18 protein-coding genes are annotated in these 18175 nt (G+C 71.3%); 8 read left to right on the forward strand and 10 right to left on the reverse strand.

The features are described 5' to 3' along the window. Positions 1-8 precede the first annotated feature (8 nt). Positions 9-833 carry an alpha/beta fold hydrolase gene (locus ACFXBC_RS06490; RefSeq protein ID WP_385019457.1) on the reverse strand — a complete coding sequence of 275 codons (825 nt, stop codon included), beginning with the start codon at positions 831-833 and terminating at the stop codon, positions 9-11. Positions 834-1249: 416 nt separating this feature from the next. Between ACFXBC_RS06490 and ACFXBC_RS06495 the strand changes: the two genes are divergently transcribed. After that, positions 1250-3004, forward strand: coding sequence for a DNA repair helicase XPB (locus ACFXBC_RS06495; protein WP_385019354.1), 1755 nt, complete (start codon positions 1250-1252; stop codon positions 3002-3004). Positions 3005-3082: 78 nt separating this feature from the next. On the opposite strand, the gene ACFXBC_RS06500 is transcribed toward ACFXBC_RS06495, so the two are convergent. Next, positions 3083-3229, reverse strand: coding sequence for a hypothetical protein (locus tag ACFXBC_RS06500; protein ID WP_385019356.1), 147 nt, complete (start codon positions 3227-3229; stop codon positions 3083-3085). A gap of 168 nt (positions 3230-3397) precedes the next feature. Between ACFXBC_RS06500 and ACFXBC_RS06505 the strand changes: the two genes are divergently transcribed. Then, positions 3398-3835 (forward strand): VOC family protein, encoded by a 438-nt coding sequence (locus tag ACFXBC_RS06505; protein WP_385019358.1) that lies wholly within the window; start codon positions 3398-3400, stop codon positions 3833-3835. 22 nt (positions 3836-3857) lie between these two features. On the opposite strand, the gene ACFXBC_RS06510 is transcribed toward ACFXBC_RS06505, so the two are convergent. The 4 genes from ACFXBC_RS06510 to ACFXBC_RS06525 all read right to left on the reverse strand — a co-directional run bounded on the left by ACFXBC_RS06510 (position 3858) and on the right by ACFXBC_RS06525 (position 8762). After that, positions 3858-4019, reverse strand: coding sequence for a hypothetical protein (locus ACFXBC_RS06510; RefSeq protein WP_385019360.1), 162 nt, complete (start codon positions 4017-4019; stop codon positions 3858-3860). 159 nt (positions 4020-4178) lie between these two features. Then, positions 4179-5207, reverse strand: a complete 1029-nt coding sequence (locus ACFXBC_RS06515; protein ID WP_385019362.1) for a S66 peptidase family protein — start codon at positions 5205-5207, stop codon at positions 4179-4181. Positions 5208-5292: 85 nt separating this feature from the next. Beyond that, the gene (locus ACFXBC_RS06520; RefSeq protein ID WP_385019364.1) at positions 5293-6507 is read right to left on the reverse strand and encodes a methyltransferase domain-containing protein; all 1215 of its coding nucleotides are present in this window, start codon (positions 6505-6507) and stop codon (positions 5293-5295) included. A gap of 83 nt (positions 6508-6590) precedes the next feature. Beyond that, positions 6591-8762 (reverse strand): SpoIIE family protein phosphatase, encoded by a 2172-nt coding sequence (locus ACFXBC_RS06525; protein ID WP_385019366.1) that lies wholly within the window; start codon positions 8760-8762, stop codon positions 6591-6593. A gap of 508 nt (positions 8763-9270) precedes the next feature. On the opposite strand from ACFXBC_RS06525, the gene ACFXBC_RS06530 reads away from it, so the two are divergent. Together ACFXBC_RS06530 and ACFXBC_RS06535 are read left to right on the forward strand one after the other, a co-directional pair. Beyond that, positions 9271-9864 (forward strand): transglycosylase SLT domain-containing protein, encoded by a 594-nt coding sequence (locus ACFXBC_RS06530; RefSeq protein ID WP_385019368.1) that lies wholly within the window; start codon positions 9271-9273, stop codon positions 9862-9864. 354 nt (positions 9865-10218) lie between these two features. Beyond that, positions 10219-12306 carry a HelD family protein gene (locus ACFXBC_RS06535; RefSeq protein ID WP_385019370.1) on the forward strand — a complete coding sequence of 696 codons (2088 nt, stop codon included), beginning with the start codon at positions 10219-10221 and terminating at the stop codon, positions 12304-12306. 70 nt (positions 12307-12376) lie between these two features. Here ACFXBC_RS06535 and ACFXBC_RS06540 read toward each other — a convergent pair whose 3' ends face one another. Next, the gene (locus ACFXBC_RS06540; RefSeq protein WP_385019372.1) at positions 12377-13069 is read right to left on the reverse strand and encodes a copper homeostasis protein CutC; all 693 of its coding nucleotides are present in this window, start codon (positions 13067-13069) and stop codon (positions 12377-12379) included. 139 nt (positions 13070-13208) lie between these two features. On the opposite strand from ACFXBC_RS06540, the gene ACFXBC_RS06545 reads away from it, so the two are divergent. After that, a complete protein-coding gene (locus ACFXBC_RS06545; protein ID WP_385019459.1) occupies positions 13209-13877 on the forward strand; it encodes a hypothetical protein in 669 nt (222 codons plus the stop codon). 135 nt (positions 13878-14012) lie between these two features. On the opposite strand, the gene ACFXBC_RS06550 is transcribed toward ACFXBC_RS06545, so the two are convergent. Continuing rightward, entirely contained in the window at positions 14013-14264 is a 252-nt protein-coding gene (locus ACFXBC_RS06550) for a hypothetical protein (RefSeq protein WP_385019374.1), read from the reverse strand. A gap of 310 nt (positions 14265-14574) precedes the next feature. Here ACFXBC_RS06550 and ACFXBC_RS06555 point away from each other — a divergent pair, with 310 nt between their 5' ends. Further along, on the forward strand, positions 14575-15783 hold the full coding sequence (locus ACFXBC_RS06555) for a Cmx/CmrA family chloramphenicol efflux MFS transporter (protein WP_385019461.1): 1209 nt from the start codon (positions 14575-14577) through the stop codon (positions 15781-15783). A gap of 123 nt (positions 15784-15906) precedes the next feature. Continuing rightward, the gene (locus tag ACFXBC_RS06560; protein WP_385019376.1) at positions 15907-16509 is read left to right on the forward strand and encodes a Uma2 family endonuclease; all 603 of its coding nucleotides are present in this window, start codon (positions 15907-15909) and stop codon (positions 16507-16509) included. Between the two features lie 9 nt (positions 16510-16518). Here ACFXBC_RS06560 and ACFXBC_RS06565 read toward each other — a convergent pair whose 3' ends face one another. Together ACFXBC_RS06565 and ACFXBC_RS06570 are read right to left on the reverse strand one after the other, a co-directional pair. Next, positions 16519-16785, reverse strand: coding sequence for a DUF4031 domain-containing protein (locus ACFXBC_RS06565; RefSeq protein ID WP_385019378.1), 267 nt, complete (start codon positions 16783-16785; stop codon positions 16519-16521). Beyond that, positions 16782-17132 (reverse strand): hypothetical protein, encoded by a 351-nt coding sequence (locus tag ACFXBC_RS06570; RefSeq protein WP_385019380.1) that lies wholly within the window; start codon positions 17130-17132, stop codon positions 16782-16784. The genes ACFXBC_RS06565 and ACFXBC_RS06570 overlap by 4 nt, the downstream gene beginning before the upstream one ends. 91 nt (positions 17133-17223) lie before the next feature. Between ACFXBC_RS06570 and ACFXBC_RS06575 the strand changes: the two genes are divergently transcribed. Further along, positions 17224-18150 carry a MurR/RpiR family transcriptional regulator gene (locus tag ACFXBC_RS06575; protein ID WP_385019382.1) on the forward strand — a complete coding sequence of 309 codons (927 nt, stop codon included), beginning with the start codon at positions 17224-17226 and terminating at the stop codon, positions 18148-18150. Positions 18151-18175: the final 25 nt, after the last annotated feature.

Below are 18175 nucleotides of genomic sequence, written 5' to 3' on the forward strand. Positions count from 1 at the left end.
GCCCCGGCTCAGGCCCGGGGGAAACCGGCTGTCAGGAGGTCCAGCAGCCGGGCCGGTGCGTCCTCCTGGAGGAGGTGGCCGGCGCCCTCGATCCAGTGCAGCTCGGCCTGCGGCACGCGTGCGTGCAGCCACTCCGCGTACTCCGGAGGAAGAATGCGGTCCTCGCGGCCCCAGACGAGCCGCACCGGAAGCGACATACCGCCGAGCAAGTGCTCGTACGCGACGGTGTCCGCCTGCCTGATCTGGCTGTACTGGCGGTAGAACGCGGCCTGCCCGGACTCCCCCCGCCACGGTGCGAGGAAGGAGTCGAGAACCCCGGGCCGGAACCCTGCCTGCGTCGCGTGCCGCAGATGGGCGGCCACCAGGGCCTCGTGCGCGTAGCCCGGAAGTTTCTCGAAGACCTCCCGGTGCTCCAGGAAGAGCTGGAAGAGTCCTCGCTCCCACTCGCCGCCGCTCACCGCGTCCAAGAGGGTCAGATCCCGATAGTCCCTCTCCTCCAGCAGCAAGGTCCGGAGCGCCACCGCCCCGCCGATGTCATGGGCGACGACGCTGGGGCGGGACAGCTCCCAGTGGTCGAGGAGCCGGGCGAAGTTCCTGGCGTGGGCCGCCAGGCCGAGGTCCTGGCCCTCGCGCTGGTCCGACTGGCCGAAGCCCAGGTGATCGAAGAAGAAGACCTTGCGGGTGCGGGCCAGCGCCGGAGCGATGTCCCGCCAGAGAAAGGAGGAGTACGGCGTGCCGTGCACCAGCACGACCGGGTCCCCGCTGCCGAGGGCCCCCCACCGCACCACCCCTTCAGGCGTCTCGAATTCCCCGTCGAGTGTCCAGTCGGTCATGGTCCAGTCCGTCATGGACCAGTCGGTCATAGTCCTGTCCGTCACGGTTCTCCTCTCCTGCCTCTCCTGTGCCTCTCCTGCCTCTGCTGTTTCAGGAACAACACCTTCCACTGGGAAGATGCCCCGATAGCTCCTCAGCAAGGGGCGGGTGTGCCCTGCTCACGACGGGTGTCCACCGTGGTGTCGCGTTCCCCGGCGGGCACCGGCGCCGACGGCACCGGCTCCCCAGAGCCCGGGCGAGGTAGAATTCTTCGTTTCGCGTGAAAGTCGTACGCAGAGGACAGCGCCTCATCCCGGCGCACCGGCCGGACAACCCCGAAAGCGGTCGGCCCGGGGCAGCGCCCCAGTCATGACAGGTGTGGCGGGGGTGACGGGTGTGCTGTCAGTCACAGGACGGTCTACTTCCGGAGGTATGTGTGTCCTGCTTGATCGTCCAGAGTGACAAAACACTGCTCCTGGAGGTGGACCACGAGCAGGCGGACGCCTGCCGTCGCGCCATCGCGCCCTTCGCGGAGCTGGAGCGCGCGCCCGAGCACATCCACACCTACCGGCTGACCCCGCTCGGCCTGTGGAACGCGCGGGCCGCCGGGCACGACGCCGAGCAGGTCGTCGACGCGCTGGTCGAGTACTCCCGGTACCCCGTACCGCACGCGCTCCTGGTGGACGTCGCCGAGACCATGGCGCGGTACGGCAGGCTCACGCTCTCCAAGCACCCCGTACACGGCCTGGTCCTCACCTCGACCGACCGGCCGGTGCTGGAGGAGATCCTCCGCTCGAAGAAGGTCGCCCCGCTGGTCGGCGCCCGGCTCGACCCCGACACAGTCGCCGTGCACCCGTCCGAGCGCGGGCAGATCAAGCAGACGCTGCTGAAGCTGGGCTGGCCGGCCGAGGACCTCGCGGGGTACGTCGACGGCGAGGCGCACCGGATCGATCTGGACCAGGAGGGCTGGTCGCTCCGTCCGTACCAGCAGCAGGCCGTGGAGAACTTCTGGCACGGCGGCTCCGGTGTCGTCGTACTGCCCTGCGGGGCCGGGAAGACCCTGGTCGGGGCCGGTGCGATGGCCGAGGCCAAGGCGACGACGCTGATCCTGGTCACCAACACCGTCTCGGCCCGGCAGTGGAAGCACGAGCTGGTGAAACGTACCTCCCTCACCGAGGAGGAGATCGGCGAGTACAGCGGTACGAAGAAGGAGATCCGCCCGGTCACCATCGCCACGTACCAGGTCCTGACGACCCGCAGGAAGGGCATCTACCCGCACCTGGAGCTGTTCGACTCGCGCGACTGGGGCCTGGTCATCTACGACGAGGTGCACCTGCTGCCCGCGCCGGTCTTCAAGTTCACCGCCGATCTGCAGGCGCGGCGGCGGCTCGGTCTCACCGCGACGCTCGTACGGGAGGACGGCCGCGAGTCGGACGTCTTCTCGCTGATCGGGCCCAAGCGGTTCGACGCGCCGTGGAAGGAGATCGAGGCGCAGGGGTACATCGCACCCGCCGACTGTGTGGAGGTCCGGGTCAATCTGACGGACACCGAGCGGCTCGCCTACGCCACGGCCGAGGCGGAGGAGAAGTACCGCTACTGCGCGACGACCGCGACCAAGCGGAAGGTCACGGAGGCGCTGGTCCGCAAGCACCAGGGCGAGCAGACCCTGGTCATCGGACAGTACATCGACCAGCTGGACGAGCTGGGCGAGCATCTGGACGCACCGGTCATCAAGGGCGAGACGACGAACGCGCAGCGCGAGAAGCTCTTCGGGGCGTTCCGCGAGGGCGAGATCAGTGTGCTGGTCGTCTCGAAGGTCGCGAACTTCTCGATCGACCTTCCGGAGGCGACGGTCGCCATCCAGGTCTCGGGGACCTTCGGCTCACGCCAGGAGGAGGCACAGCGCCTGGGCCGGGTACTGCGCCCGAAGGCGGACGGGCACGAGGCGCGGTTCTACTCGGTGGTGGCCCGGGACACGATCGACCAGGACTTCGCCGCGCACCGGCAGCGGTTCCTGGCCGAGCAGGGGTACGCGTACCGGATCGTGGACGCGGACGACCTGCTGTCGGGGGCGGCGGACGCGGGGGCGACGGAGCTGACGGATCCCATGGGTTCGACGGATCAGACGGGTTCGACGGGTCAGACGGGTCCGGCCGACGCGCCGGACTCGGACGACGGGCCGACTCCGTAGCGTTCCCGGGCGGCCAGGCGGGCCGGGCAGATCGGGAGGTCGGTCAGGCCGACCAGCCACATCCGGATCCGGCCCGGTTCAGCGCCGGCCGTGCTCGCCGAGGATCATGACGCTGAAGGCGGCGGAGGCGAAGGCCCCCACCGCACGGACGGCGCTGCGGACGGGGTGGGCCGCGGGGGTACGCGGCGCGGAGGAGCGGGGCGCGGTGGCGGTTGCTGTGGTCATGTATCCATGATGGTTTTCCGGCGGTCGTGAGGCGTCAGGCTGTGGTCGGAACGTGCGCCGCGGTCGCGTACGACTCAGGAACCGCCGCCTACGACTCAAGAACCACGGGATCCCCTACGGGATGAGGAGACCGCGTCCCGGACGCGCGGGAGAGCGAGGCGGACCGACATGACGACCCGGTGGAGTCTGACCGTCGACTGCGCGGACCCGGCGGCGCTGGCCCGGTTCTGGGCGGTGGCGCTGGGCTACGTCGAGCGGCCGGCGCCCGAGGGGTTCGCCAACTGGCCGGAGTGGCTGCTGCACCACGGCGTCCCGGAGGAGGAGTGGAACGACGGCGCGTACCTCTCCGACCCGGAGGGTATCTCCCCCGGCCTCTCCTTCCTGAAGGTGCCGGAGAGCAAGGCGGTGAAGAACCGCCTGCACCTGGACGTGCAGGCGGGCGGGGGGCGCGAAACCCCGTGGGAAGTGCGGTGGCCGCGCGTACTGGCGGCCGTGGAACGGCTGACCGCCGCCGGGGCGACGGTGCTGCGCGAGGAGAGTCTTCAGGGCAGACCGGACCATCTCGTACTGGCCGACCCGGAGGGGAACGAGTTCTGCGTGGTGTGACGGCGGCCTGCCCGCGCAGGCGCTACGCCGGGACCGGGCCTTCGGCGAGCCCGTCCAGCCGCCGGTTGATCTCCTGCGCGAACTGGGCCGCCTCCGCTACGGAGATGGAGCCCAGGGAGATCCGGTGGCGGGGGTGTTTGCAGGCCGCGCACGCAGTCCTTCTTGTCGCACGTCCTTGTCGCACGTCGTCGCCAACACGGTCGGCTGGGGGCCGATCCGCTACGCCGGGACACGGGCTCGGCGGCTCCGGGCCCAGGAGAACTTACCCGTGGCGACAGCGTTCGGGCCGGGCCGTGCACTCCTGTGGGGAGGAGCCCGGTCCCGCTGCCTCCGGCCCGGGGCGTCAATCCAGTATCTGGGTCAGTTCGCTGTGGGTCGAGGTGTGTACGAGTCGGCCTTGTGCTCCGTTGACAAGGGGCAGGTACGGCGGAACGTGACCACACTCGACATCGGCGATGACCGGGACGTTCAAGGGGCCAAGTGCGTCCAGGACAGCCTGGTGCTGGGTGAGTGAGGGGGCGTCAGGTGCTGAGGTCCGGCCGACGAGGATCGCGTTCGCCCTGTCGAAGAAGCTCGCCAGCCGCATACCGTGCAGGTTCCTGCAGATGGTGAAAGCGTCGTCGCCGGCCGCTTCGACGTAGACGAGGAGGCCTTCCGGGGCCTCGGCTCGCGCGAAGGCGGAAACGTCGAGATAGGCCGTGCCCGTGAGGTTGCAGAGCGTTTCAATACAGCCGCCGATCAGGCGTCCTTCGACCTCCACGTCTCCCTCGGCGTCCAGCCTGGCCCACCTGCCGGGCGTGTCAAGTGTGTAGGTGCGAACGTCAGGTTGGGCGCTGTAGTCGTCCCAGCCCGTGGCCCGGTGGCGGTCGGGCGGAGTCTGCATCAAGCGGTTCCCTTGCGGAGCGGCGACGATGTCGAGCCACGTCAGGAGCCCATCGGGCGCCCGGTAGGGGGTGTCCATCAGGTTGTTGCCGTGCACCGTCGCTGTTCCGGTGAGGAGGGTGAGCGGCGTGATGAGGGTCGACATGTCGGAGTACCCGACGAGCCAGGTCGGCTCGGCTGCTCGCAACCGGTCCCAGTCGAGCAGGGGCAGCAGGTCGATCGCCGTCTCCCCGCCCCAGGGTGGCACCACCGCTCTGATGCCGGGTTCGGTCAGCATCGCCATCAGTTCCTCGGCGCGGTCTGCCGCGGGGGCGCTGACGTGACCGGAACCGTCCATGCACTGGCCGACCACCACGTCGTAGCCCCGGGCCTCCACATCGCGCACGGCCACGTCGAGGCGCGCACGCAGCCCGTTGGCGACTCCGCTCGAAGGAGAAGTGATGCCGACGCAGTCGCCGGGGCGCAAGGGGCGTGGATATCGAACCGTCATGCGCCGGATTCTGGCACGGCGGCACGGGGGCACCCGAGCGCTTTTCCCGAGGGCCGCCGGGTACCAAAAATCAGCCTCGGAAGCCTCAGATGGGAAAAGCCATCCGCGCCCCCGCCCCCTCCGGCGACACCAGGGCACTGCCCTCCGGGGTGAGTTCGGCTCGCAGGGAGTGGAGGGGGAAGCTGCCGTGCTCCTCCCAGGTGCGGCGGACGCGTTCCAGGGCGTCCCAGAGGTGGCGGGGGCCGCTCTGGTGGACGGTGCGGGGTGGGGGGCCGTCCTCCGCCCGTGCCCAGGAGCCGTCCGCCGCCAGCAGCCACACCATCCGGCGGCCGGAGTCGGGGTGGATGGCCGAGCGGATCTCGACCCCGGGGGTGTCCAGCTCGTAGAGCCAGCGCAGTTGCTGCTCCTGCCACAGGTCGGGGACGGGCCCGTCCGGAGGGCGTACGTCATCGCCTTCGCGCACGCGGGCGGCGGCGAAGACGTCGTTCAGTCCCGGCGGGTACTCCGCCTCCCGCCGGGCCGCCATGAACATCGCCGGGTCGGGGTGGACCCTGCCCCGTGCGGTGCCGTCGCTCCCCATGTCCGCCGTGATCAGCAGGGAGGTACGGGCGATGGTCGTGACGAGCCGCCCGCCGGGGCGAAGGGCGCGGAGCCATGACGCGGGGACCGGGCGTACGGAGACGGTTGCCATGATCCGGTCGTACGCCGGGTCCGGGAGTTCCCCGGTCGCGTCGAGCGCCGCCAGGTGCGGCGTGCGCCCGAAAGCGGCCAGGCGCATACGGGCGGCCTCGACCAGGTACGGGTCCACGTCCACGCTGGTCACGTTCGCGTCCCCGAAGCGGCGGGCGAACAGGGCGGCGGAGTGGCCGGGGCCCGTGCCCACGTCCAACACCTGATCCCCCGGCCGGACATCGAGCCGGTGCGCCATGGACACGATGAGCCCCGGCAGGGTGGACGACGAGGTGGGATCGCCCCTGCCGTGCTCGCCGGGGGCGGCGTGGTCGGCGTGGAGGGGGCCGACGCGGGTCACCAGCGTTTCGTTCGCGTACGCGGTGTGCAGCAGCTCGGGGGAGTCCCCGGGGAGATCGGCCAACTCCCACTCCGGGGCGGGGCTGTGCGGGATGCGCTGCCACCAGCGCGGAACGAGCAGGTGGCGGGGGGTGTTGCGTACGGCGTCATGCCAGGCGGGGGACTTGGCGGTCACCTGGTCGGCGAGTGCTCCGGCGGCTTCGGTCCAGGAAGGTTCAGTCCAGGAAGGTTCGATCCAGGAGGGTACGGTCCAGGAAGGTTCTTCGGGCATGCGGTCTCTTCTCGTCGGGCGCCGGCCCTGGCCGCGCCCAGGCAGGATCCGGCCCGTCCGGCCGCCGCCGTCGACCGGCGCGGTCAGGCAACGTGCGCCGGGCGGTACGGCGTGGCCTCGGCGATGAGGAGGGCCACGTCGTCGTGGTCGTCGGGGTGCCGCAGGGCGTGCAGGAGCCACTGGCAGGTGTCCTGGAGGGCCCGGCGTGGTTGGTCGAGGGCGCGGAGCAGGACGTCCAGGCGTTCGTCGATGGCGTGCTGGCGGGTCTCGACGAGGCCGTCGGTATAGAGGTGGAGCCGGTCGCCGGGGCCCAGGTCGAACGCGATGGTGTCGAAAGGGACGCCGCCGACGCCGAGGGGCGCGCCGGTGGGCAGGTCGAGCAGTTCGGGACGCCGCCCGGGACGTACGAGAGCGGGCGGGAGGTGGCCGGCGTTCGCGATGTGGCACCGGCGGGTGTGCGGGTCGTAGACGGCGTAGAGACAGGTGACGATGTAGTGCTCAAGGCCGCGGGTGATCTTGTCGAGGTGCTGGAGAACTTCGTCGGGCGCCAGGTCGAGATCGGCGAAGGCGCAGGTGGCGGTGCGCAGGCGGCCCATGGCTGCGGCGGCGTCGATGCCGTTGCCCATCACGTCTCCGACCACCAGGGCGGTCTTGTCGCCGGTGAGCGGGATGACGTCGTACCAGTCCCCTCCGACCTCGCAGGATGCCTCGGCCGGCTGGTAGAGCGAGGCGACCTCCAGACCCGCGAGTTCGGGCGGGCAGCCCGGCAGGAGACTGCGCTGGAGGGTGACGGCGGTGTTGCGGATGCTCTGGTGCCAGCGGGCGTTGTCGATGGCCACGGCGGCGCGGGCGGCGAGTTCCCCGGCGAGGATCACATCGTCCTCGTCGAAGGGCAGCGGGTTGCGGGCCCGCAGCAGGTCGAAGGCGCCGAGGACCTCGTTGTGCGCGATCAGCGGCACCGCCAGATAGGAGTGCACCCCCGCCCGTACGAACCGTGCCGCGGCCTCGGAGTCGCGGGCGATGCGCAGGAGATCCTCCCGGCCGGTACGGGCGACGATGACGGGCTGCCCGGTGTGGACGCACTGGGTGATCAGACGGTCAGGCCCGTACGCCGCCAGGTCCCCGACCTTGTCCGCGGCCGTGGTGGCTTCGGTGGGATAGGCGGACGCCACGGCGAGGGCGCGGAACAGCTCCGTGCCCTCGTCGGAGACGGCGTTGCGGCGGAAGGCCAGCACCGCATCGAGGACGTCGACGGCGGCCACATCGGCGAGTCCGGGAACGGCGACATCCGCCAGTTCCTGGGCGGTTCTCTCGACCTCCAGGGTGGTGCCGACGCGGGCGGAGGCGTCGGCGATCAGTGCCAGGCGGCGCCGGGCCCGGTCCGCCTCGGCGGTGGCCCGGTGGCGTTCGCTGACGTCGACGATCGAGGTCGCCACCCCGATCACCCGGCCGCCGGAGCTCTCCAGCCGGTAGTACGAGACCGACCAGGCGTGATCGTGGTCCGGGTCCGCCGGGGTGCGGCCGACTGCGTACTGGTCGATCAGGGGGGTGCCGGTGGTCAGGACCTGCCGGAGCGCGGATTCGATGGTGTCGACGTCGAGGAAGGGCAGGATGTCGTGGGGCCGGCGGCCGGTGTGGTCGGCCGCGCTCACGCCGTTGATCCGTTCCAGGGCGTCGTTGACCAGGATGTAGCGCAGTTCGGTGTCCAGGAGTGCGATGCCGATGGGGGCCTGCGATACGAGGCGCTGGGACAGCGCCAGATCGGTCTCGACGCGCTGCAGTCTGCTCTGGTCGGCGGCGATGCCCAGGGCGTAGACGTCGCCGCGGTCGTCCAGCAGCCGCATGTTGCGGAACTCCACCAGGCGCGTGCTGCCGTCCTTGTGCCGGATCGGGAAGGCGCCGGCCCAGCCCGCGCCGGTCGTCATCACCTCGGCGAACAGCTTGGTCACCGTGGTGCGGTGCTCCTCGCGGACGAGCAGCCGGGACGCGTACTGTCCCAGGGCCTCCTTCGCGGTGTAGCCGAACACCTCGTTCGCCTGCGGGCTCCAGAAGACGATCCGCCCCTGGAGGTCCAGGACGATCGCGGCCACACTCAGCAGATCGAGCAGTCCGCCCGGCGGCGACGGCCCGTCGACCCGGTCCTCATTCTCTCCAGTCGGCTGCTCTTCAGTTAGCTGCTCTTCAGTCGGCTGCTCTCCAGTCGGCTGCTCTCCAGTCAGTGGCTCTCCAGTCGGCGGCGGCTTGTCAGCTCCCATACCGGACAGCTCCCTCCTGCCGCAGCCCCGCCGGCCTTGCCCGCGAGACCTTTCCTTCCATGCTGCGCCCGAGCGGGCCGGAGCACGATCAGGGAGGGGCTTCCGCCTCCGGCGACCCGGGATTCTGCTGTGTACGGGGTGCTACGGAGAGTGGGAATTCGGGGCTCTGGGGCCGGTGATGTGTGAGCCCGCGCATAGGGCCCGCGTCACATAGGACGCCGCCTAGTAGACCCGCGGCGGACCTCCCCCTCCTGTACGGGCTCCCATCCCACCCCTGTCCGTTTTATCACTACATAAGGTCGTAGATCACATCATTGCCAGCGGCAGGGGGCCTCCCGCACGGTGTTGGACGTACCGGGGAGCCGAGCGCCGGACCGGGCGGAACACACCGCCCGCCATCCCGGCACCGGCCCCACGACACGGACCACGGCCCCAGCGCCCCACCCGTGCCGCCGACCCCCAGTCGGCCTCCCCAAGCGAACGTCCCACCACCTGGAGAGGTACCCCCATGACTGCCACCACCCGCCGCACCCTGAACCTCCGCCGCACCGCCATCACCGGCATCGCCGCCGCCGGCGCCACCGCCTGCGCCCTCTCACTGGCCCCGCACGCCCACGCCGCCGAACCCACCCCCGTAACGGCCTCCGCCGCCGTCACCGCCCAGGTCGCCAAGCAGGCCCACCACGCCGAGAAGGCCGCCCACGCCACCCCGGCGGTGAAGCACAGCCCCAAGGCCAAGCACGTCGACACCGTCGCCGCGATCGTCAAGGACAAGAAGTACAGCAACAACCTCGACGGCTGGATCAAGGAATCGCTGGCCATCATGAAGGCCAAGCACATACCCGGCAGCTACGACGGCCTGCACCGCAACATCATGCGCGAGTCCAGCGGCAACCCCCACGCCCAGAACAACTGGGACGTCAACGCCCAGAACGGCATCCCCTCCAAGGGACTCCTCCAGGTCATCCAGCCCACCTTCGACACCTACCACGTCAAGGGCACCAAGGACAGCCTCACCGACCCCGTCGCCAACATCGTCGCCGCAGCCAACTACGCCGCCGACAAGTACGGCTCGATGGACAACGTCAACTCCGCCTACTGACCCGGCAGAACAAGACGGACCAAGACGGAACGACCGCACCCCCACGACCACCTGAGTCCGTGGGACGGTCGGCTCCCCCGGGAGACGGCAGGACTCAGGTCCTGGTGAGGGCTGGAACAGGTTCATGGGTGAACCTGCTCCAGCCCTCACCCCTTTCCCCCGACACCCCGGTCAGCTCTTCCGTCCCCCCGGCCAACTCCCCCGGCACCCCGTACGGAAAAACCCGTTGGCCCCCACCCCCGCCCCCCGACTACAATCGCCGTTTCCCCCGCCTCCCCCAGGGAGCGCCGCCGCCCGGACGGAAACCGGCGGCCGCCACGTCGTGATCAGCCGTACCCGCCCGGAGGCCCCACCGTGTCCACGCACGTCACGCAGGACATTCCCGACGACACACTCGGCGACGAGCCCGCCGGTCCCCTCGCCCGCGAGCGCGCCCATCTCACCGGATCCCGCGCGGCCCTGCGCGCGATGCGGGAGGACGTCGAGGGGCTGGACATCCGCGACGTCGCCGCGAACTGGGTCAACGCCGCAGTCCTGCAAGCGCAGATCGACGACCGCATCAAGGCGCTCGCCGACCTGTCGCACACCCCGCTCTTCTTCGGCAGGCTCGACTACCTGCACGCCCCCGGCGCGGAGGTCGCCGAGGGCGGCGAGGGCGAGCGGTTCTACATCGGGCGCCGCCATGTGCACGACGCCGAGGGCAACCCGATGGTCATCGACTGGCGCGCCCCCGTCTCGCAGCCCTTCTACCGGGCCTCCACCAAGGACCCGATGGACATCGGGCTGCGCCGCCGTTTCGGCTACACGGGCGGTGAGCTGACCGCGTACGAGGACGAGCACCTGACCGCCCCCGCAGCGGCCGACCAGCACACCACCAGCAAGCTGCTCCAGGCCGAGATCGAGCGGCCCCGTGTCGGGCCGATGCGCGACATCGTCGCGACCATCCAGCCCGAGCAGGACGAGATCGTACGGTCCGAGCTCGGCGGCACCGTCTGTGTCCAGGGCGGCCCCGGCACCGGTAAGACCGCCGTCGGGCTGCACCGGGTCGCGTATCTGCTGTACGCGCACCGCGAGCGGCTGGCGCGCACCGGCACCCTGGTCATCGGGCCGAACCGGTCCTTCCTCCAGTACATCGAGCAAGTCCTTCCCGCCCTGGGTGAGTTGGAGGTCAAGCAGGCCACCGTCGACGATCTGGTCGCGGGCGTCGAGATCCGGGGCACGGATACCGCCGAAGCCGCCGTCATCAAGGGCGACGCCCGGATGGCGGAGGTGCTGCGCCGGGCGCTGCGTTCGCATGTGACGCTGCCGACCGAGCCCGCGATGGTCGTACGGGGTTCGCGCCGCTGGCGGATCCCGGCGTACGAACTCGAAGAGATCGTGGGCGAGTTGCTGGCCCGCGACATCCGCTACGGCGCCGCGCGCGACGCGCTCCCGCAGCGCATCGCGCACGCCGTGCTGGTACGGATGGAGCAGGCCGGCGAGGCGCCCGACGACCGGGTGCAGGACGCGGTGGCCCGTAACCCCGCGGTGAAGGCCGTGGTCAAGGCGGCCTGGCCGCAGGTCGATCCGGACAAGCTGGTGCTGCGGCTGCTCGGCGACGCCGAGTTCCTCGCCGTCCACGCCGAAGGCATCCTGACCGACGACGAGCAGCGGACCATCCTGTGGCAGAAGCCCGCACGGTCGGTGAAGTCCGCCAAGTGGTCCCTGGCGGACGCGGTGCTGATCGACGAGGCGGGCGACCTGGTGGCCCGTACGCACTCGCTCGGCCATGTCGTACTCGACGAGGCCCAGGACCTCTCCCCCATGCAGTACCGCGCGGTGGGCCGCCGCTGCACGACCGGTTCGGCGACGATCCTCGGCGACCTGGCGCAGGGCACCACGCCCTGGGCGACGTCCGGCTGGGCCGAGGCGCTGCACCATCTGGGCAAGGGCGACGCGCATGTGGAGGAGCTGACGGCCGGTTTCCGCGTGCCGCGCGAGGTCATCGCGTACGCCTCCCGGCTGCTGCCGCACATGTCGCCGGGGCTCGCGCCCGTCTCGTCGGTACGGGAGAACCCGGGCTCCCTGGAGGTGCGGGCGGCCGACGAACTGGACGCGGCGGCCGTCGCCGCCTGCCGTGACTCGCTGCGCCACGAGGGCTCGACGGGGCTGATCGCGGCCGACGCCCGTATCCCCGCCCTGTCGGCGGCGCTGACGGCCGCGGGCCTTCCCCATCTGGACCCCGGTGAGGAGACCAGCGCGGACTCCCGGCTGACGCTGGTGCCGGCCTCGCTCGCCAAGGGCCTGGAGTACGACTACGTGGTCCTGGACGAACCGGCGGCGGTGGTGGCGGGCGAGCCCGACCTGCGCACCGGGCTGCGCCGCCTGTATGTGGCGCTCACCCGGGCGGTGTCGGGCCTGATCGTGACGCACTCACTGCCACTGCCCGAGCAACTGGGCTGAGGCCCCCGGGGGTTGGCCTGGGCCCCGGCCGGGACTGGACTTGCGGCCCCGGGGCGGAACCCCGCACACCTCAGCCGCGGTCCAGCGCGCGCCGCCACTCCCGTACCGCGTCCGCGTCGACCGGCAGCTCCCAGCCGCCCGGCCGGGCAGCGCCACCGATGTGTACGGCGTCGACCCCGCCCGCGAGCAGCCGGGGAAGGTGTTCGAGCCACAGCCCGCCGCCGACCAGGATCTGCGCCTCGTACCCCGGCTGGCCGCTGCGCGCCGCCTCCGCGAGCAGGGTCGGCATGCCGTCCGGGACCCCGGTGGGCGAACCCGCTGTGAGGTAGGTGTCGAGGCCCGGCAGGTCGGCCAGCTCCTTGCGGAGCGCGTCGCGGTCGGCCGCGCGGTCGATTGCCCGGTGGAACGTCCACGGGCAGCCCTCGATCTCGGCGACGATCCGCTCGACCGCGACCAGATCGGGGTTGCCGTCGGCGTCCAGGAAACCGAGCACGAACTGGTCGGCGCCCTCGGCCCGCAGCCCCCGTGCCGCCGCCACGAGCGCGTCGACGTCACCGGCCGCGAACCCGTCGGCGAGCCGCAGCATCACGCGCAGCGGGATGTCGACGGCGGCGCGGATCGCCGCGAACGTCTCACGGGACGGTGTCAGACCGTCGGCCGCCATGTCGGTGACCAGTTCAAGGCGGTCGGCACCACCGGCCTGGGCGGCGACCGCGTCCTGTGCCGAGAGCGCGATCACCTCCAGGACTGCACGGTTGCTCATCAATTCCCCATCTTCGATCGAGCCGCTTCGATGGCTGCGGTCTACGGTCTACAGGTCTAGTCCAGTGGACACCTTACGGCCCGGCCTCGCGCCCTCGCAGCCCGCATCCGGCTCCCCGAAGTGGTCCGGCACCGGCACAATGGGCCTCATGTCGCAGGCCGCGCCCCACGATCTCGCCACCCGCTGGCACCAGGCCCTCACCGCAGCCCGCGGGGGCGCCACCGAGCCGGACGTGCCCGATGCGCGCCCGTACGCCGAGAACCTGCTCGCCCGCTGGGCCGAGCCCCACCGCCGCTACCACACGACCGCCCACCTCACCGCCGTACTGGATCACATCGACACCCTGGCCGGGCACGCCTCCGACCCGGCGGCGGTACGGCTCGCCGCCTGGTTCCACGACGCGGTCTACCGGCCGGACCGCTCGGAGAACGAGGAGCGCAGCGCCCAGCTGGCCGAGCGGGCGCTCACCGAGGCGGGGGTCCCGGAGGCCCGTACGGCGGAGGTGGCCCGGCTGGTCCGGCTGACCACCGGCCACGACCCGCGGCCCGGCGACTCCAACGGCGAGGTGCTGTGCGACGCGGACCTGGCGATCCTGGCCTCGGCCCCGGACGCGTACGCGCGGTACGCGGCGGCCGTACGGGAGGAGTACGCGTTCGTACCGGACCGGGCGTTCCGCGAGGGGCGCTCGGCGGTCCTGCGGGAGCTGCTCGGGCTTCCGGGGTTGTTCCACACGGACCACGGGCGGACGCGGTGGGAGCCGAGGGCGCGCCAGAACCTGGCGACGGAGCTGGAACTGCTGACGCTCTGACGGGTGGCCCAGGGACACCCGGGAGCCGTCCGATGGGCAGCCGACGGGCGTTCGAAATCCGTCCGGCGGGACGCGGCCGGGCCCGGCGGCGCGCAGCAGCGAGCGCGCCCCCGCCGTCCACAACAAGCCACCCGCTCAGCGGCAGACGTCGCCCCGGCTGCGCGCGTTGGCCAGCGCGTTGCGGGCGATCAGCTGCTCACGCGCGGTGACTGCCCGGAACGCGTCATCGGGGCACTGCCACTCGGCGCCACCCGCCGGTGGCCGCAACCGTACGAACCCGTCCTCGCGCCCGATGACCTCACCGACCTGGCCACATCGGGTGTCCATGACGTACGCGCCGTTCACCGGCCCGCCGTCCGCCTCCTGGGCATCTGTGCTCACCGTCATGTCTGTCCTCCTCCCCCAACTCCCCCGTGACATGCACAGCGTGACCATGCACCACCCGCCCGCACCACCGGGACACACCGGACCTGCACCACCTGGCCACATCATCCGGCCACTCCGGAGCCGGCCGGGCGTGTCCCGGAGAGCAGCCGGGCGTCTCCCGGAAAGCGGCCGGGCGTCTCTCGGAGAGCGGCCCCGGGCGGGCTTGCCGTCCGTCCGCTGCCCGCTTCCGCGAAGGGAAGCCCGAGCGGGAATGTCATCTGCCACCCCGTGGTTGGCACCTGGCATGCCCGCTTCCACCGAACGTGCCCGTATGCCGCTCGCCGTCCACATCCTGGGGCTCGCGGTCTTCGCTCTGGGTACCAGTGAGTTCATGCTGTCCGGGCTGCTGCCCGACATAGCCGACGACATGAGTGTGTCCATCCCGCAAGCAGGTCTGCTGATCTCGGCCTTCGCGATCGGCATGGTGGTCGGCGCCCCGCTGCTCGCCGTGGCCACCCTGCGGCTGCCCCGCCGCACCACCCTGATCTCCCTCATCACCGTCTTCGGCCTCGGGCAGGTGGCGGGCGCCCTCGCCCCGAACTACGCGCTGCTCTTCGCCTCGCGTGTCATCAGCGCCTTCGCCTGCGCGGGCTTCTGGGCCGTCGGCGCCGCTGTGGCCATCGCGATGGTCCCGGTGAACGCCCGTGCGCGTGCCATGGCCGTGATGATCGGCGGCCTGTCCATCGCCAACGTCCTCGGGGTCCCCGCGGGCGCGTTCCTGGGCGAGAACCTCGGCTGGCGCTCGGCGTTCTGGGCGGTCGGCGCCGCCTCCGCCGTCGCCCTCGTCGGGGTGGCCACGCTGATCCCCCGGATCCCGCTGCCCGCCGAGCGGCCCCGGCTCCGTACCGAGCTGACCATCTACCGCGACCGCCAGGTCTGGCTGTCCATCGTCATCACAGCGCTCGCCGCGGGCGGGGTCTTCTGCGCGTTCAGCTACCTGGCATCGCTGCTCACGGATGTGGCGGGTCTCGCCGACAGCTGGGTTCCGACGGTGCTCGCGCTCTTCGGCGTGGGCGCGCTGGTCGGTACGACGGTGGGCGGCCGGGTCGCGGACGCGCACCTCTTCGGTGTCCTGCTGACCGGCATCGCGGCCTCGACGGCCTTCCTGGTCGCGCTGGCCCTGCTGGCCCACCACCAGGTCGCGGTGGTGGCCCTCGCGTTCCTGCTGGGGACGTCGGCGTTCTACACGGCCCCGGCGCTGAACGCCCGGATGTTCAACGTGGCGGGCGCGGCCCCCACCCTGGCGGGCGCCACCACCACGGCCTCCTTCAACCTGGGCAACACGGCCGGTCCCTGGCTGGGCGGCCTGGTGATCAGCGGCGGCTTCGGCTTCGCGGCGACGGCGTGGGCGGGGGCGGCCATGACCGTGGTGGCGATCATCGCAGTCACACTCTCCCTGCGGCTCCAGAAGTCGCAGTCACGGGTGGTGGCCCGCTCGTCGGACCTGGTCCCGGAGGCGGTTGCGACGGAGAGTGTCTGACCCGGCCGGGTCAGGGTTGCTGCGTCGTTCACTCGTCCGTGGGACGCTGAGCGAAGCGGTGCGATGCCCTGCCGCTGTCGATCTACGCTCGCCCCCGTCGGGCCACCGAAGAAGGGAGTCGCGATGACCGCCGCGATGGCCGAGAACGACCGGATGCCGCACCGTCGTCCGTGGGACGACCTGCTGCGGGCCTGGCGGGAGCTGGACGTGCCCGAGGGGTGGCGCGCCGAGATCGACGGAGGGCAGATCCTCGTGGTACCGCCGCCACACGCGCATCACAACGGCATCGCGGAATCGGTGCAACGCGTCCTCTACCGGACGCTCGCCGCCGAGCTGGGCATCTATCAGACCCTCGGCATCCACATCGCCCCGCTGGGGAAGCTGTACGTACCCGATCTCGTCGTCATGCCGAGGGTGCTCATCTCCGCAGCCGACCCCGACACCAGCGATCCCGTGGACGCAGCAGAAGCGCTGCTCGTTGTCGAGATCACGTCGAGGGGCAACGCCAAGGACGACCGGACCAAGAAGCTCTGGGCCTACGCCCACGCTCCCGTGCCTGCTTATCTCCTGATCGACCGGTTCGATGAGCACGGCCCGACGAGCACGCTCTTCAGCGCGCCGCTGAACGGTGCGTACAAGCACAGCGAGCGCGTCCCGTTCGGCGAGCAGCTGAAGCTGCCGGACCCCTTCGGCGGCGTCCTGGACACCGGGACCTTCCCGGTCTGACAGACCCTCCTACGCCGGCCGCCCCTTCGGCCGGCGCAGGCCCGCGTCCGTGAGTCTGCGGACCAGTTCCTTCGAGCCGATCTCGACCGCTCCCGCCGCCACCGCGTCCGCGTACCGGTAGGACGGCAGGTCGTAGTGGTCCCGTTCGAAGGCGCGGGCCGGGCAGCCGAGCGCCGCTGCGAACGTGTGCAGTTCCTCGTACGAGACATCGCTGACCAGGTGGGACCACATCCTTCCGTGGCCGGGCCAGGTCGGCGGGTCGATGTACAGGGTCACGAGAGCGAGCCCACCGGGGCGACGATCACGGCCTCCTTGGCGCAGACCCAGTGCGGGTCGGGGCCCAGTTCCGGTTCGACCTCCAGGGCGTGCGGGTCCTGGCAGACCGGGCAGAGCGGCCAGCGGCCGTACCGTTCGAGCAGCGCGTCCTGGACGTCCTGGGCCACCAGACCGGCGACGAACTCGGCACCCTCCGGCCACTGCTCCACCCACCAGCGGCGATGCGTCACCGCGTCCTCCACCAGCGAGACCACATCGGCCTCGGCCACATCGCGGGAGGCGAGATCGGCGAGCACCAGCGCACGCGCCACGTGCAGGGACTGTTCGAGAGGGGTCACGGGGTCCATGCGCCCATTGTCCCCGGTCGCCCGTGAAAGCGGTTGCCGAACGGTACCGGGAGGGGTTGACGCCCCCAGGGTGTGAAAATACCTTTCATCTGTGACCAACAACGTGAAGGAAATTTTCACCGGCACCTCCGCCCCTCCCGCCCCCGCCGCCCTGGCCGCCAAGGTGCGCACCCTGGCCCCCTCCATGACCCGCTCGATGCAGCTCGTCGCCGAGGCAGTCGCGGGCGATCCGGCAGGCTGCGCGGCCCTCACGGTCACCGGTCTCGCCGAACTCACCGGCACCAGTGAGGCCACCGTGGTCCGTACGGCCCGCATACTCGGCTACCCCGGTTACCGGGATCTCCGGCTCGCCCTCGCCGGGCTCGCGGCCCAGCAGCAGTCCGGCCGGGCGCCCGCCGTCACCGCGGACATCGCCGTCGACGACCCGATCGCCGAAGTCGTCGCCAAGCTCGCCTACGACGAGCAGCAGACCCTCGCCGACACGGCCGCCGCCCTGGACACCGTCCAGCTCGGCGCCGCGGTCTCCGCGCTCTCGGCCGCCCGCCGCATCGATATCTACGGCGTCGGCGCCTCCTCGCTGGTCGGCCAGGACCTCGCCCAGAAGCTCCTGCGCATCGGCCTGATAGCGCACGCGCACAGCGATCCGCACCTCGCCGTCACCAACGCCGTGCAGCTCCGCTCCGGTGACGTGGCCATAGCGATCACCCACTCCGGCGCGACGGGTGACGTCATAGAGCCGCTGCACACCGCCTTCGAACACGGGGCGACCACGATCGCGATCACCGGCCGCCCGGACGGCCGGGTCTCGCAGTACGCCGACCACATCCTCACCACGTCCACCGCCCGCGAGAGCGAACTGCGGCCCGCCGCGATGTCCTCCCGTACCAGTCAGCTCCTGGTCGTGGACTGCCTCTTCATCGGGGTCATGCAGCGGACGTACGACCGGGCGGCGCCGGCGCTCTCCGCTTCGTACGAGGCGCTCGCGCACCGCCACACCCCGCGCACCAGCAGCCGCTGAGCCGCCGCCCAGCCCCGCAGCGCCC

This window comes from Streptomyces sp. NPDC059398, assembly GCF_042751845.1.
Taxonomy (GTDB): Bacteria; Actinomycetota; Actinomycetes; order Streptomycetales; family Streptomycetaceae; genus Streptomyces.

Excerpts from the sequence above, each read along its gene's own strand:
- ACFXBC_RS06545 (WP_385019459.1), top strand. The coding sequence starts at position 13,209 with ATGGGCCTCATGTCGCAGGCCGCGCCCCACGATCTCGCCACCCGCTGG.
- ACFXBC_RS06560 (WP_385019376.1), top strand. The coding sequence starts at position 15,907 with ATGACCGCCGCGATGGCCGAGAACGACCGGATGCCGCACCGTCGTCCG.
- ACFXBC_RS06520 (WP_385019364.1), bottom strand. The coding sequence starts at position 6,507 with ATGCCCGAAGAACCTTCCTGGACCGTACCCTCCTGGATCGAACCTTCC.
- ACFXBC_RS06550 (WP_385019374.1), bottom strand. The coding sequence starts at position 14,264 with ATGACGGTGAGCACAGATGCCCAGGAGGCGGACGGCGGGCCGGTGAAC.
- ACFXBC_RS06515 (WP_385019362.1), bottom strand. The coding sequence starts at position 5,207 with ATGACGGTTCGATATCCACGCCCCTTGCGCCCCGGCGACTGCGTCGGC.
- ACFXBC_RS06525 (WP_385019366.1), bottom strand. The coding sequence starts at position 8,762 with ATGGGAGCTGACAAGCCGCCGCCGACTGGAGAGCCACTGACTGGAGAG.
- ACFXBC_RS06505 (WP_385019358.1), top strand. The coding sequence starts at position 3,398 with ATGACGACCCGGTGGAGTCTGACCGTCGACTGCGCGGACCCGGCGGCG.
- ACFXBC_RS06530 (WP_385019368.1), top strand. The coding sequence starts at position 9,271 with ATGACTGCCACCACCCGCCGCACCCTGAACCTCCGCCGCACCGCCATC.
- ACFXBC_RS06490 (WP_385019457.1), bottom strand. The coding sequence starts at position 833 with ATGACCGACTGGACACTCGACGGGGAATTCGAGACGCCTGAAGGGGTG.
- ACFXBC_RS06570 (WP_385019380.1), bottom strand. The coding sequence starts at position 17,132 with ATGGACCCCGTGACCCCTCTCGAACAGTCCCTGCACGTGGCGCGTGCG.
- ACFXBC_RS06555 (WP_385019461.1), top strand. The coding sequence starts at position 14,575 with ATGCCGCTCGCCGTCCACATCCTGGGGCTCGCGGTCTTCGCTCTGGGT.
- ACFXBC_RS06540 (WP_385019372.1), bottom strand. The coding sequence starts at position 13,069 with ATGAGCAACCGTGCAGTCCTGGAGGTGATCGCGCTCTCGGCACAGGAC.
- ACFXBC_RS06500 (WP_385019356.1), bottom strand. The coding sequence starts at position 3,229 with ATGACCACAGCAACCGCCACCGCGCCCCGCTCCTCCGCGCCGCGTACC.